Annotated in this window: 11 protein-coding genes and 1 tRNA gene; 2 read left to right on the top strand and 10 right to left on the bottom strand. The window is 50.5% G+C overall.

Features of this window, described 5'->3' with window-relative positions; translation table 11 throughout:
• Positions 1-8: 8 nt before the first annotated feature.
• The 5 genes from rsxC to DW677_RS04465 form a co-directional block, all read right to left on the bottom strand.
• Positions 9-1,337 (bottom strand): electron transport complex subunit RsxC, encoded by a 1,329-nt coding sequence (gene rsxC, locus DW677_RS04485; RefSeq protein ID WP_117469711.1) that lies wholly within the window; start codon positions 1,335-1,337, stop codon positions 9-11.
• Positions 1,338-1,702: 365 nt separating this feature from the next.
• On the bottom strand, positions 1,703-3,577 hold the full coding sequence (locus DW677_RS04480) for an ABC transporter ATP-binding protein (RefSeq protein WP_117566547.1): 1,875 nt from the start codon (positions 3,575-3,577) through the stop codon (positions 1,703-1,705).
• Entirely contained in the window at positions 3,574-5,334 is a 1,761-nt protein-coding gene (locus DW677_RS04475; RefSeq protein ID WP_117566601.1) for an ABC transporter ATP-binding protein, read from the bottom strand. Before DW677_RS04475 ends, DW677_RS04480 begins: the two co-directional genes overlap by 4 nt.
• Before the next feature lie 58 nt (positions 5,335-5,392).
• Positions 5,393-6,742 carry an MATE family efflux transporter gene (locus DW677_RS04470; RefSeq protein WP_117566546.1) on the bottom strand — a complete coding sequence of 450 codons (1,350 nt, stop codon included), beginning with the start codon at positions 6,740-6,742 and terminating at the stop codon, positions 5,393-5,395.
• 201 nt (positions 6,743-6,943) lie between these two features.
• Positions 6,944-7,936 (bottom strand): DUF4397 domain-containing protein, encoded by a 993-nt coding sequence (locus DW677_RS04465; protein ID WP_117469714.1) that lies wholly within the window; start codon positions 7,934-7,936, stop codon positions 6,944-6,946.
• Positions 7,937-8,298: 362 nt separating this feature from the next.
• On the opposite strand from DW677_RS04465, the gene DW677_RS04460 reads away from it, so the two are divergent.
• Positions 8,299-8,371 (top strand) — tRNA-Thr (locus DW677_RS04460).
• 219 nt (positions 8,372-8,590) lie between these two features.
• Here the strand turns inward: DW677_RS04460 and rlmB are convergent.
• From rlmB to DW677_RS04435, 5 genes are all read right to left on the bottom strand, one after another.
• Positions 8,591-9,337: a 23S rRNA (guanosine(2251)-2'-O)-methyltransferase RlmB gene (gene rlmB, locus DW677_RS04455; protein WP_015554667.1), complete on the bottom strand. Its 747-nt coding sequence runs from the start codon at positions 9,335-9,337 to the stop codon at positions 8,591-8,593.
• The gene (locus DW677_RS04450) at positions 9,327-9,803 is read right to left on the bottom strand and encodes a ribonuclease III domain-containing protein (protein WP_117503976.1); all 477 of its coding nucleotides are present in this window, start codon (positions 9,801-9,803) and stop codon (positions 9,327-9,329) included. Before DW677_RS04450 ends, rlmB begins: the two co-directional genes overlap by 11 nt.
• The gene (gene cysS, locus DW677_RS04445; protein ID WP_117566545.1) at positions 9,788-11,197 is read right to left on the bottom strand and encodes a cysteine--tRNA ligase; all 1,410 of its coding nucleotides are present in this window, start codon (positions 11,195-11,197) and stop codon (positions 9,788-9,790) included. Before cysS ends, DW677_RS04450 begins: the two co-directional genes overlap by 16 nt.
• A gap of 100 nt (positions 11,198-11,297) precedes the next feature.
• Positions 11,298-11,849, bottom strand: coding sequence for a 2-C-methyl-D-erythritol 2,4-cyclodiphosphate synthase (ispF, locus tag DW677_RS04440; RefSeq protein WP_117469717.1), 552 nt, complete (start codon positions 11,847-11,849; stop codon positions 11,298-11,300).
• A gap of 20 nt (positions 11,850-11,869) precedes the next feature.
• Positions 11,870-12,793, bottom strand: coding sequence for a diacylglycerol kinase family protein (locus DW677_RS04435; protein WP_117566544.1), 924 nt, complete (start codon positions 12,791-12,793; stop codon positions 11,870-11,872).
• Positions 12,794-13,181: 388 nt separating this feature from the next.
• Between DW677_RS04435 and DW677_RS04430 the strand changes: the two genes are divergently transcribed.
• Positions 13,182-14,093, top strand: a complete 912-nt coding sequence (locus DW677_RS04430; protein WP_117469719.1) for a hypothetical protein — start codon at positions 13,182-13,184, stop codon at positions 14,091-14,093.
• Positions 14,094-14,283 lie beyond the last annotated feature (190 nt).

Genomic DNA, 14,283 nt, shown 5'->3' with positions numbered 1-14,283 from the left:
CACACCTCCTACGCTTTCTTTCTTCTGGCTGCCATGACAGCTTTACGCATCTCTTTGAATGCCTGTGTCAGCGGTCTGTGTGCAGGGCAGATGAAAGTACAGGAGCCGCATTCGCAGCACTCCATACCATTTAATTTTTCGAACAGGGCAAGATCATTTCTTTCTGCTGCCGCCATCATCATCTGCGGGACAACATGACCAGGACATACCTCGATACAGCGTCCACAGCGAATACACGGAGATTCCAGATTTGCCGCAACCGGATCTTTTATGAAGCAGGTCAGGGCAGAAGAGTTCTTCATGACCGGAATATCCAGAGAGAATAATGCCTGTCCCATCATCGGACCACCGGAGATCATCTTTTCCGGCTCTTCCTTAAATCCACCTGCAGCCTCGAGGATCTCCCGGTAGCACATACCGAGCGGAACCTGGAAGTTCTGCGGATTCTTAACCGCATCACCGGTAACAGTAATGATCTTACGAATTAACGGTGTGCTCTCACAGACTGCATTGTAAATAGAGATAACGGTATCTACGTTATCAACGATACATCCTGCATCCGCCGGAAGCATCGTGGAGTTGATCTCACGTCCGCCCGTAACCGCATAGATCAGGAAACGCTCGCCGCCCTGCGGATATTTTGTCTTTAACGGACATACCGTGATCTTCGGCTCGTCTTTTACGAGACCTTCCAGAAGCTTGATCGCCTCCGGCTTGTTCTCCTCGATTCCGATCACGCCCTTCGCGTTCGGGAACATGCTTAACATGACTTTGATGCCGCCGATCAGTCTCTCCGGCTGCTCCATCATCAGGCGATAGTCACTTGTCAGATACGGCTCACACTCAGCCGCATTTACGATAATGTGATCGATCGCGTTGTCATCCTTCGGTGCAAGTTTTACGTTGGTCGGGAAACCTGCGCCGCCGAGACCTACGATACCGGCTTCTTTTACGATATTCCGGATCTCTTCCTTGGAAAGTTTTGTGTAATCGCGTTTTTCGCCAAAACCTTCGATTGCTGTGTACTCGTTATCGTTCTCAACGATAATGGACTGTACGATTGCTCCGTTCGCAACCAGACGCGGTTCGATTCCCTTTACTGTACCGGATACGGAACAGATAACATTTGCGGAAATGAAGCCGCCTGCTTCAGCGATCTTCTGGCCAACCAGGACCTTGTCACCCTTGGCAACAAGCGGTTTCGCCGGAGCACCGATATGCTGGGAGAGAGGATAAACCAGCTCACCCTTCGGCTGGATCACCTGAATCGGCTTATCTGCGGACAGTTCTTTTCCCTCATAAGGATGAACGCCGCCTATAAATGTGCTCAGACCCATTTAACAAACCTTCTTTCTATAAAATTTCATAGTACCCATCACATCGTAGTATAGCATATTTGGAATTTTTCTACAATTGGAAATCGGTTAACTTTTTAACGGAAATGGCCGTTTTCAGCGTTTGTATCAAAAAAAGAACAAAAACAGACATCTGATTTCTTTAAAAAATGAAGTTTTTACCAACTAACTCCCGCTCTTTTCTGCTGTCTCTTATGGAATTGCTACAAAATTTGAAAAAGCCTGTCTGGGTGCGTATGATCGATACGCAGTGCCTTTTTATGTAACAGGAAATTCCCCGGAATTTCCTGTTACATAAAAAAACGGGCAGATTTCTTCATCTGCCCGTTTTTTCTTCTGTGATCGTCCTAACTCAGCTCCGCCATTCCCGTATATAACCGGTAATAACGTCCTTTTTCTTTCAGGAGGTCCTCATGATCACCGCGCTCAATGATCTCTCCGTTCTCCAGAACCATAATGGCGTTGGCGTTCCGCACTGTGGAAAGACGGTGGGCGATCACGAAAGTGGTCCGTTCTGCCATCAGCGCATCCATGCCCTGCTCGATATGCTTTTCCGTTCTCGTATCGACGGAGCTCGTCGCCTCATCAAGGATCAGGATCGGCGCCTTGGATACCGCCGCTCTTGCGATATTAAGAAGCTGTCTCTGGCCCTGGCTTAAGTTCGCGCCATCGCTCTCAAGAACGGTGTCATAGCCCTTTGGAAGCCGCATGATAAAGGAATGGGCCGATGCCATCTTTGCCGCCTGAACGACCTCCTCGTCGGTGGCATCAAGCCGTCCGTACCGGATATTTTCCATAACTGTTCCCGTAAACAGATGCGTATCCTGAAGCACCATGGCAATGTGGCGGCGCAGCTCGTCCCGCTTAATATGGCAGATATCAACGCCGTCGATGGTGATGGTCCCGCTCTGGATATCGTAGAAGCGGTTGATGAGGTTCGTGATCGTCGTTTTCCCGGCTCCCGTGGAACCCACGAAAGCGATCTTCTGTCCCGGCTTCGCGTAGAGGCTGATATCCTTTAAGATGACCTTGTCCGGATTGTAGCCGAAGGTCACATGATCTAACACCACTTCCCCGCGCATGCCGTCCATGGACACTGCGTCCTTATCAGCCGCCGCCTCCGGCTCCTCATCCATCACGGAGAAAACGCGCTCCGCTCCGGCGAGAGCTGAGAACACGTTGGAGACCTGCATGGAGATCTCGTTGATCGGCCTTGAGAACTGTCTCGAAAAGTTCAGGAATACCGTGAGCCCGCCGACATCGAAGTTTTTCACCACACAGAGGATCCCGCCGATGCACGCCGTCAGGGAATAGTTTACCTGACTTAAGTTGTTCATCACAGGTCCCATCATGCCCCCAAGGAATTGGGCGCGGATCTGTTTTTCGCGGAGATCCCTGTTTAATATATCAAATTCTTCCTCCGCGATCTCCTCATGACAGAAGACTTTTACCACCTTCTGTCCGGTGATGGTCTCCTCGATGTATCCGTTTAAAGCACCGAGAGCCGACTGCTGGGCACTGAAATATTTCTGGCTCCGCTTCGCGACCTCTCCACCGGCCCGCAGCATGAGCGGGATCATGATCAGGGTCACGGCTGTCAGCCAGATGTTCGTGTAGAGCATGAGGAACAAGGTCCCGATGATGCTTAAGGTTCCGGAAAAGAGCTGCACAAGAGTACTGCTCAGCATATTTCCGATGGTGTCCACATCGTTTGTGAAGCGGCTCATCAGATCCCCATTGGAATTTGTATCGTAAAATCTCACCGGAAGCTTCTGCATTTTTGTAAAAAGGTCTGTCCGGATCCGCACAAGGGCGCTCTGGGCAACCTCCAGCATCAGTCTTGACTGGAGATAATTTGCGATAACCCCCAGAAGATAGACGCATGCCATCATGGTCAGCCCTTTAAAAAGTCCTGCCACATTGCCGGGACTTCCGTCCGGCGGTGCAATAAACCGGTTGATGATCGGGCGCAGCATATAGGAACCGGTCAGTGTCGCCACCGTATTTACAATGACACAGAAAAATGCGATCCCCATCCGGAGCCTGTCCGCTTCCAGATAGGACAGCAGGCGCTTTAAGGCCGTTCCCGTGCTCTTTGGGCGTCCTCCGCCTCTCGGAGCCCCCGGTCCTCTCCCCATCCCTCTCCTTTTCGGTGCGGCTGCCACGCGTCCGGCATATCGTTTTTTCAGACTCGCTTCGCGGTCTGCTCTCGTGACGCTCATACTGCCGCCTCCTCTCCTGCCCTGATGGACTGATTTCCGATCTGGGTCGTATAGATCTCGCTGTATGCCTCACAGGTCTTTAAAAGTTCCTCGTGGGTTCCGTGACCAATGATCTTTCCGTCCTCCAGTACCAGAATCTGATCCGCCTCCTGAACGGAGGAGATCCTTTGGGCGATGATGATCTTTGTGGTATCCTTGAGATCATGGTAAAGACTCTCCCGGATTTTCGCCTCCGTTGCCGTGTCAACAGCACTGGTGGAGTCATCCAGGATCAGAATCTTCGGGCGCTTTAAAAGTGCTCTCGCAATACAGAGACGCTGCTTCTGGCCTCCTGAGACGTTGACGCCGCCCTGCCCCATCTCGGTATCATATCCGTTTTTGAAGGTCTTAACGAAGGGATCTGCCTGGGCGCTCTCCGAGAACCGGATGACATCCTCCATCGGCGCGTCCTCATTTCCCCATCGGAGATTTTCCTCGATCGTTCCCGAGAAGAGGATATTTTTCTGGAGAACCATGCCGACGCCATCACGCAGGTGTTTTAAAGAGTACTCTTTGACGTTCACGCCGTCGACAAGGACTTCTCCTCCGGTCACATCATAGAGTCTCGGGATCAGCTGCACGAGGGAGGTCTTTCCGCTTCCCGTGGAGCCGATGATCCCGATGGTCTGTCCCGGTTCTGCCGTAAAGGAGATCCCTTCCAGAACGAGATCCTTTCTCCCGTTCTCTCCGCTGTAGCCAAAGCTTACATTCTTAAACTCCACACGGCCTTCCGTGACTTTTTTATCCTTATTTTCCGCGTTGTCATCATTTAAGCCGATCTCTGTGTCGAAGATCTCATTGATCCGCTTCATGGACGCGCTGGCGCGGGAGCTCTGTAAGAATACCATGGAAAGCATCATGAGGGACATCAGGATCTGCACGATATACGTCGTAAACGCGGTGAGATCCCCCACCGGCATCTTTCCGGCAATGATGATATTTCCTCCATACCAGACGACAGCCAGTGTCGTCACGTTCATGGCAAACATCATCACCGGCATCGTGGCGATCACGATCCGGAGCGCACGGAGGCTGCTCTCCTTTAAGTCGTCATTTAATTTACTGAATTTTTCGATCTCATGGTCCTCCCGGACGAAGGATTTCACTACCCGGACATTCGTCAGGGATTCCTGAATTCCGGAATTCAAACGATCCAGTCTCCTCTGCATCTCCCCAAAGCGCGGGAATGCGGTCTTTAAGATCAGAAGGATCGCCGCGAGAAGAAGTGGGATCACGATGAGGATGATGACCGCAAGCTGACGATTCATCATGAACGCCATGATCAGGGCACCGAGGAACATTCCGGGCGCTCTAAGCGCCATACGGAGCCCCATCATCAGGACATTCTGAACCTGCTGGACATCGTTCGTGAGCCTCGTGACGAGAGAACCGGTGCTGTAGTCGTCGATATTCTCAAAGGAGAACTGCTGGACCTTCCTGAAGAGGTCGTTTCTCATGTCACTGGTAAAGGAGATGGACGCCTTCGCGGAAAAGTAGGCACCGAGGATCCCACCCACCGCCATAAAAAGGACAGTCAGGACCATCAGCGTCCCCATCTTTCCGATATAGGCAACATTTCGACTTGCGACACCGTTGTTGATGATCATGGACATAAATTTCGGGAGCATGACCTCTCCCGCCACCTCGGTGAGCATCATCAGCGGACCGATCACGAAAGCACTGAGATACGGGATGATGTATTTTTTGTATCGTTTCAATTCTATTGTTTCCTTTCTGATCAGATCTGCAGTCGTTGGATTCTTCCGTTGCTGTTTATCACGCATCTTCCCTCGGAAGTTTTCTCCTCACGATATAGAAGCAGATCATATGGGCCGTCGCCGTGACGATCCAGGTAAACGGATAGGATAAGTATAACACTGTCAGGTTATGGTATACCTGAAACACCGTAAAGATCCAGACGATCCGGAGTCCACACGCTCCCAGAAGGGAGACGCACATCGGCATAACGGAGTATCCGAGACCGCGGATGCTGCCCACCATCGTATCCATGATCCCACAGAGGAAATATGTCGTTCCAAAGACCACAAGTCTTCTCATTCCGTATACAATGACCTCCGGGTCTGAGGAATAGATCCGGATCAGGGCATGTCCGCAAAGATAAGCCGGGATTCCCATCCCGAGTCCCACTGCCGTCACAACGCCGAGGCAGGTAACCATGATCCGGTTGATCCTCGAATACTTTTTGCCGCCGAAGTTCTGGCTCGTGAAGCTTAAGTTTGCCTGATAAACCGCATTCATGGCGTTATAGATGAATCCCTCAATATTCTGGGATGTCGTATTTCCCGCCATCGCGACAGAACCGAAGGAATTGACAGAGGACTGGATCAGAACATTGGAAATAGAAAATACTGCGCCCTGCATCCCCGCCGGAAGGCCTACCTGAATGATCTGACGGAATTTTGAGCGGTGGATCTTCAGAGCTTTTAAATGAAGCTTCAGACCGCCCTCGCTCTCCATCAGGCAAAGGATCACCAGACACGCCGAGATCGCCTGAGAGATCGCGGTCGCCAGAGCAACTCCCGCCACATCCATCCGGAACATGATCACAAAAAAGAGGTTTAAGACCACATTGATCACGCCCGCCGCCGTAAGGAAATACAGCGGGCGCTTCGTGTCTCCCACCGCGCGGAGAATCGCGCTTCCGAAGTTGTAGATCATATTCGCAGGCATGCCGATAAAGATGATCCGCATATAAATCGTAGATTTATCGATTACATCGTCCGGAGTTCCCATGAGTTCCAGCATTGGCCTCGAGAGAAGCTGACCCACAACGATCAGAAAAAGACCGCTGACGATGCTGAGTGCCATGGCCGTATGGATCGTATCCTGCACGTCTTTTTCCCGCTTCGCTCCGTAATATCTCGCCACGATGACATTGACACCCACGGACAGTCCGATAAAGATATTGATCATCAGGTTGATCAGCGCCGTTGTGGAACCCACCGCCGCCAGAGACTGGCTGCCCGCGAAACGTCCCACAACGATCACATCCGCTGCGTTGAACAGAAGCTGCAGGATTCCGGAAAAGATCAGCGGAATCGTAAAGGTGAGCAGTTTTCCGAGGATCGGGCCACTGCACATGTCCATTTCGTAATTTTTCTTCATAATACTCCTTTTTCCCGTATCTGTATCTTCTTTCCGGCAGCATCCGGAAAGAAAAGCAGACTGGCATTTCCCGCCCCTGTCCGTCTGCTCATTCTATCCACGGCTGCTCCCGGTGCCGGAATGCGTAAGGCACATTCCTTTTATCTGTTACGCAGATTATAGACGATTTTTACAAATAATGCAATCCTGCCGCAACACGCTTCAGTCCTCGAGGACATACGCCCGGAAGAGGCCGGACCACGGATTTCCGATAATATAGCAGGTGTAGGCTCTTCCCGCACGGACGTTGACGTTGAAGGTGAGAAGCGGATTCGACACGGTGCAGGTCGGACAGGAAACGCCGACGATGGAGGAAAGGACAAGGACCGGAAGCTCGCCTAAGGCCGAAACTGCATACTGGGAACCTGTCACAAAGAAGGTATAGGTTCCGCTGGATGTCTGTTTATAGCTCGTCACTTCCTTGTATCCGACCCCCGCAAATGCTGTCTGGTTGTTGAAGGTCCGCACATCGTAGCTGGATCCCGCGTAGGACATGTTCGCGACACGGAGACAGCCGTAACCTGCCGGAACGTTCGTACAGCCCATGTCGGAGACACGGGTCAGGGACACTCCGGAAACCGTGTCTAAGATCACCATCGTGAGTCTCTCACCGGACACAAAGGCAATCGTCTGCTGATAATAGATCTGACCGTTGGTCCTGCGCACAGTGACGGTGTGGAATCCGTCCGTCACGCGGATATAAGAAGAAATCGTGGCAAATTCGGAACCGGAAAAGACATTCCGGCCATCGATATAGACATCCAGAGTCTGGCCTGATGTGCTGGCATTTAAAAACCGGACTCTGCTGTAGTAATTTCCTCCTGAGACCGTCGGATATGTGACCGGAAAAGAAATCGTCGGAAAGCCCGGGCGTCCGATGGTATTGTCAGGATAGACAGGGCGTCCGCCAGACGGCGCGACCGGTGTCGTTGGGATTCCGGCGAGATCGTCATCTCCCGGATAAACAGGTCTTCCGCCCGGTGAAGCGATGGGCGGCACAGGGATCCCCGCAAGATCATCGTCTCCCGGATAAACAAAAACTCCTCCTAATGGCTCGGCCGGTGTCTCCGGTACATTTGCGTCATTCTTCCCTGCCACAACCTCCGCCGTATTCTCTCCCGACGGTTCCGGCATTGATGTTGGATTCTCTGGCATATTAACACCTCAATATCTTTTTTACTACAAAATATGAAAGCAGAACGGAAAGTGTTCCCTGCACGTGTTTGAACGCAGATAAGCATTCCCCCGCTTCAAGTGCGCGGAGCACTAAGCGGTGGGTGAGTGGGATGCTTATGTCAGTGGGAGTTGAAAGCTCCCACTGACAGATCGCGAAGCGACTGCGTTCATGAGCAAGTAGCGAAGTGGATTGCGAATGTCCGCTTTACCCTCCATGGGCTTTCCGAGGAATTGATCTTTTTGTATGAAAAATTTATTCAAATTTTTTTGTTTTTATCGTTGACAAACCTGTTGATCCATGATACTATATTGGAGGTTCGAAAAACACAGTAAATGTGTTCGCTGCCTTGGCTCAGCTGGTAGAGCGTCGCCTTGGTAAGGCGGAGGTCGGCAGTTCAAATCTGCTAGGCAGCTTAAACCATGAGGCTTTCCGGAATATCCGGGAAGCCTTTTTTCGTGTTACAGGAAATTCCTGTTACGAAAAAGACGTGAACGCGACAATGATGCTCACTCACTCAGGACGACCGGGCTGACCGGAACAAATGTTTATTATGAAGGAAATCCTCCTCGAATAAAAAAGACCTACGGAACTCCTCTCCGCAGGTCTTTTTATCATAAGTAAAATTATAAATCCTATGCCTTCGCCAGTCTCTGTCTCACGATCTCATACGCGAGAACACCTGTCGCAACGGACGCGTTCAGGGAATCGATATCGCCCTTCATCGGGATCGACGCGATCATATCGCATTTCTCCTTCACGAGACGACTCACGCCCTCCCCCTCATTTCCAATCACAAGACCGATCGGTCCGGTGAGGTTTAAACGGTACATGCTCTCTCCGCCCATATCGGCGCAGACGAACCAGATGCCGCGTTTCTTTAAATCCTCGATCGTTGCCGCCATGTTGGTGACCTTTGCGACCGGCGTATAGTTTAACGCACCTGCGGAGGTTCTCGCAACCGTCGCGGTAAGTCCCACCGCGCGGCGTTTCGGAATGATCACTCCGTGAGCGCCCGCAAGGTTCGCGGTACGGATGATCGCTCCAAGGTTGTGCGGATCCTCAATTCCGTCAAGCAGGAATAAAAACGGCGGCTCGCCCTTCTCTTCCGCGATCTTTAAGATATCTTCCACCTCCGCGTACTCGTAAGCAGCGGCATACGCCATCACACCCTGATGATGTCCCGTCTCAGACATGGAATCCAGGCGTTCCTTCGGGACAAAATTTACGATCGTATCATGCTTTTTCGCCTCTCTCACGATCGTGCGCACCGGACCGTCCTGGCAGCCGTCAAGGACAAACAGCCGGTCGATGGTCTTTCCGGAGCGGAACGCCTCCAAAACAGCGTTGCGCCCTTCTATCGTCAGTTCTTCATATCTCATCGGAGTTCTCCTCTTTCTGTTTTTCCGTATCTCCGGACACTGCTTTTCCGGTCTTTGTCATCGCCAGTGCCACAAGATCCACCATTCGCTCCGTTCTTCCGGACAGGTAAAGATATCCCATCAGAGCCTCAAAGCCTGTCGCCATCCGGTAGTCCTTCATCGTTGCATTCTTGGCCATAGAGAAAGACTTCGCGTTTCTTCCCCGTTTGTAGACCGCATGCTCCTCCTCGGTAAGGTCACCCTCAATGGCCATCAGGAATTCTGCCTGGGCTGCAGCCTTCACAAGAGCCGAAGACTTCCTGTGAAGCTTATTCACCTGCATATTTCCCTCGCTGACCACGATGGTACGGATCAGGATCTCGTAAGCCGCATCACCGAGATAGGCGAGCACAAGCGGAGAGTACTGACCTGCATCCGTATCCTTTAAGTGGAATTTTTCCTTTAAAAGCATTAAGCTCTCTTCCATTTTACGCCCTCTCTTGTGTCCTCGAGGACGATTCCCATGTCGAGAAGTTTTCCTCTGATCTCATCGGCAAGGGCAAAGTTCTTTGCCTTTCTCGCTGCCTGTCTCTGGGCGATCAGGTCCTCCACCTCAGAGTCAAGGACTTCCGCCTTCTTTTCTGTAATAATCCCCATTACGTCGCAGAGTCTCTGGATCTCATTCTTCATCCAGGAAACATACTCCTTTGTGCTTGCCCCGGAGACTGTGGAGTTGGAGAGCTTGATGAGCTCGAAGATCGCGGAGATCGCGTCCGCGGTGTTGAAATCATCATCCATCGCCGCCTCATACTTTGCGACAAGCTCCATTGCCTTCTTCTGGTTTTCCAGTTCTTCCGCTGTCATTGTGCCGCCGGTTGCCTTTGCCTCCGCCTCACGGAGCTTTTCCATACCGGTGAGGATTCTCTCAAGACCGTTCTTGGAGGCTTCCATTAGGTCCGCACTGAAGTTTAACGGACTTCTGTAATGTGCGCTCAGCATAAAGAAACGGAGCACCTGAAGATCGTATTTTTCGCTGATCTCACGGACGGTAAAGAAGTTTCCGAGAGATTTTGACATTTTCTTATTATCAATATTTAAGAACGCGTTGTGCATCCAGTATTTCGCGAAAGGCTTTCCGTTTGCAGCCTCACTCTGGGCGATCTCGTTCTCATGATGCGGGAAAATTAAGTCCTCACCGCCTGCATGAATATCGATCTCGTCGCCGAGGTATCTCTTTGCCATTACGGAGCACTCGATATGCCAGCCCGGACGGCCCTCGCACCACGGAGACTCCCAGTACGGCTCTCCCTCTTTTTTCGGTTTCCAGAGAACGAAGTCGTTCGGATCCTGCTTGCCCTCCTCACCGGTTACCTTGATCTCACGGAATCCGGACTGGAGATCGTCAAGATTCTTATGGGAAAGCTTTCCGTAATCTTTAAATTTCCGGACACTGTAATAAACCGTTCCGTCAGCAGCCACATAGGCGTAACCTTTTTCGATCAGAGTGCTGATCATATTCAGCATGCCGCAGATCTCTTCCGTCGCGAGCGGATTCTTTGTTGCCGGCTCGATATTCATGCCTTCCATATCCTTTTTGCACTCGGCGATGTAGCGCTTGGAGATCGTCTCTGCATCAACGCCCTCCTCGATGGCTTTTTTGATGATCTTATCATCGACATCCGTAAAGTTGGATACATAATTTACATCGTATCCTTTATATTCAAAGTACCGTCTTACCGTATCAAATACGATCATCGGTCTCGCGTTTCCGATGTGGATAAAGTTGTAGACGGTCGGTCCGCACACGTACATTTTTACTTTTCCCGGCTCTACCGGAACGAACTCTTCTTTTCTCTTTGTGAGTGTATTGTAGATCTTCATAACTTAAGCTCCTTCATATATCTTTCTGTCCGAATTTTTCTGCCATGCAGCTTTGCGTAATGCACTTTTACTATCAACAGGCGCTTACTTCCGCATTCATTTATTGCTGCTGTCTACAGCCCGGACAGCCCCCGCATCCACCGGAAATAATTCCAACGCGGTCCTCCGGCGCGTAATCCGCCACCGAACTTAAAAGGGCGATCGCCTGAGCGGAGATCCCCTCCCCGGTACCGGTAAATCCAAGCCCTTCTTCCGTCGTTGCTTTCACGCTTACCTGTTCTTTTTCGATTCCTAACGCCGCCGCGATATTTTCCGCCATCTGCGGGCGGTACGGCAAAAGCTTCGGCCTCTGGGCGATCACGGTAGAATCGATATTTTCGATCATATATCCGTTTTCCTGCAGGATCTTCCCGACTTCCTTTAAAAGCGCGATACTGGAAATCCCTTTATATCTCTCGTCCGAATCCGGGAAGTGCTGGCCGATATCGCCGAGGGCGGCGGCCCCCAAAAGTGCGTCCATCACAGCATGAAGAAGGACATCTGCGTCAGAATGACCCAAAAGTCCTTTTTCATAGGGAATGTCCACGCCTCCAATAATCAGCTTTCTTCCTTCTACGAGACGATGCACATCATATCCCTGTCCGATTCTCATAGAATCTCCTCCTATATTTCTTATGAGCCGATCACGCGCATCCGTTTCGGGATACAGCGCACCGCCAGATTCTCCTGACACATACAGCTCTCACCGTCCACGTGGACCGCCAACGGGCGCGCAAGGTGGATCTCCGCCTCGCTGCACTCAAAGACACGGATCCCCCGCTCTTTTCTCCGGACCCCCATCACAAGGTCTCTTAAGATCGGGATCATCTTCGTCTTTCTCGCACTGTTTCCAACGTAAACGGTCATTTTTCCGTCATCATTTAAAATCCCGCCGTTCTTCTTTTTCTTCTCTTCCCGGCGTACCATAAACGTGATGAAATATATATGATTAAACTCCACTTTCTGCGTCCCGTCAAGCAAAATATATCCTTTTGTCGGCTTTGCAAGAAAAAGCTGCTTTAATCCGATCCCAAAACGAAGGATTTTTGTCAGATGAAGTCTCGTCATCTGGTTTCTCACGGGGCAGCACAAAAGATTGTGGCACAACGCCGCGTCGAGTCCGATCCCACAACGTCCGGCAAATCTGCGGCTCACGATCTCCTCGTTTCCGAACGTGATAACGCCATAGTCCAGCATCCGGTAATATTTCGGGTGAAGGATCCGCCTCGCCTGACGGTCCACCTTCCAGAAAGACTGGAATCCCTTCGAGAGTGCATTCCGGAATCCCGCCGGGACATAGCCGAAGGTCAGGAGTCCCCTAAAGGAGACACCGTTTAAGACCTCATTGTAGGTACCTTCGCCGCCGACGATCACGATCACCTTCGCTTCATCCTTTTCCGCCGTCAGTACTCTCGCGATCTCCGCCGCATCCCCTTGATGTTCCGTAAAAAAGACACGGTATTCCCGACTGTTCATTTCCAGCTGATGTTCCAGTCGTTTCCAGATCCGGTATCCTCTTCCAGCACCGGCACCGGGATTTACGATAAACTGATACATAACGTCCTCCGAATCTTATATGTTCAGAATTTTCCGTGCAGCCATATGCATTCTGACCATGTCAGTGCCATATGGCATACGATATAGATTATAGTATATCACATAACCGCTAAAAAAAGGCTAAATTTTTTCTAAACTTCATGCATGTGCACTGCGATACATTCCTGTTCATGCCATGCGCAGACAACAGCTGATTTTGCCGATGCTTCGCATTCCAAATCAGCAAAATCCCTACCCGTGTACCGGACACATCCGCGCCAAAACGTAAGAAAATAGTAAACATCTCTTTCTTGTCAGACAATATTGGGATCAATTATAATAAAAGCAGATACAAATGGCAAAGATAATTGATTTTTATGAATCCAAGCTCTGAAAGGAGGTTCCTGGTATGAAAAAAAGAATGTATGTCGGGCTTTTCATGCTGCTGTTCTGCATGATCTTTGCAGTCACAGCACTTCCGATCACCGCGAAAGCTGATATGGGTCCAAAGCCCTCGGTGCGCATCCAGTTCAAAAATATGAGCGATGATCTGTGCTATGGCACACTGCTTTCAAAGGAGAAATGTACAGGACCTGCACAAGTCTGGGACGGCACCGCCAGAAATGAGCAGCTCTATGATCTTGACCGGAACATCTGGAAAGCTTTTGTAGATTACAAGGATCCTGACGGATATTATTTCCTTCAGAGGGGCTGGACGGTAAGCGAAACCGGTGAGATCGCCTGGACCTATTATCCACCGGAGGATTTTAAGATCCTCCTGTATTATCCGGAAACCGGGACCTTTGTATCAAGCGGAAGCTATGAGCGTTATGCATTTGATACTTATTACACCGTTGACATGGAGGGCGTCCGGATCGGATCCGTGGAATACAATGAGGACCTGAGCACAAACGAGCGGATCAACGCGTATCGTTCCTATAATTATCGAATGGAGCTTTTATCGCTCGCGGTCCGTATCCTTCTTACGATCGCAATTGAAATGGTCGTCGGGCTGTTATTCGGCTTCCGGCAGAAAAAGCAGCTGCAGATCCTTGCGCTTGTAAATATCACGACGCAGCTTCTCTTAAATCTGCTTCTCAATATCATTCATTACAATGCCGGTCCGTTGGCCTTTATCACAAGCTATGTCTTTTTCGAGGTCATAGTCTTTGCGCTGGAGGCAGGTCTGTATTGCAGGTTTTTGAAGAGAGTGTCCCCCAAAAAGGAAAACGGTGACTTCGTTCTCTATTCGTTTATCGCGAATTCAGCATCATTCTGGGTCGGATATTATCTTGCGACAGTATTACCGGGAATCTTTTAAGTGAAAATCCAGACACCAACAGAGCCTTTCATATGTTTGCAGGATCATTGCAGATGTTCTTTTCTATTTGGTACAGCAGAATATTTCAGAAAAACTATTATAATCGAAAAAATCCCGGGAACCTTCTCAGATTCCCGGGATTTTCAATCGTAGCGGAAGGGAGATTTGAACTCTCGACACCACGGGTATG

Source organism: Clostridium sp. AM25-23AC (assembly GCF_003435125.1).
GTDB classification, from domain to species: domain Bacteria; phylum Bacillota; class Clostridia; order Lachnospirales; family Lachnospiraceae; genus Pilosibacter; species Pilosibacter fragilis.
Note: the sequence above shows the minus strand (reverse complement) of the source record. Positions and strands in the feature narration are given on the sequence as shown.

Excerpts from the sequence above, each read along its gene's own strand:
- rsxC (WP_117469711.1), bottom strand. The coding sequence starts at position 1,337 with ATGGGTCTGAGCACATTTATAGGCGGCGTTCATCCTTATGAGGGAAAA.
- DW677_RS04480 (WP_117566547.1), bottom strand. The coding sequence starts at position 3,577 with ATGAGCGTCACGAGAGCAGACCGCGAAGCGAGTCTGAAAAAACGATAT.
- DW677_RS04470 (WP_117566546.1), bottom strand. The coding sequence starts at position 6,742 with ATGAAGAAAAATTACGAAATGGACATGTGCAGTGGCCCGATCCTCGGA.
- DW677_RS04465 (WP_117469714.1), bottom strand. The coding sequence starts at position 7,936 with ATGCCAGAGAATCCAACATCAATGCCGGAACCGTCGGGAGAGAATACG.
- rlmB (WP_015554667.1), bottom strand. The coding sequence starts at position 9,337 with ATGAGATATGAAGAACTGACGATAGAAGGGCGCAACGCTGTTTTGGAG.
- DW677_RS04450 (WP_117503976.1), bottom strand. The coding sequence starts at position 9,803 with ATGGAAGAGAGCTTAATGCTTTTAAAGGAAAAATTCCACTTAAAGGAT.
- cysS (WP_117566545.1), bottom strand. The coding sequence starts at position 11,197 with ATGAAGATCTACAATACACTCACAAAGAGAAAAGAAGAGTTCGTTCCG.
- ispF (WP_117469717.1), bottom strand. The coding sequence starts at position 11,849 with ATGAGAATCGGACAGGGATATGATGTGCATCGTCTCGTAGAAGGAAGA.
- DW677_RS04435 (WP_117566544.1), bottom strand. The coding sequence starts at position 12,793 with ATGTATCAGTTTATCGTAAATCCCGGTGCCGGTGCTGGAAGAGGATAC.
- DW677_RS04430 (WP_117469719.1), top strand. The coding sequence starts at position 13,182 with ATGAAAAAAAGAATGTATGTCGGGCTTTTCATGCTGCTGTTCTGCATG.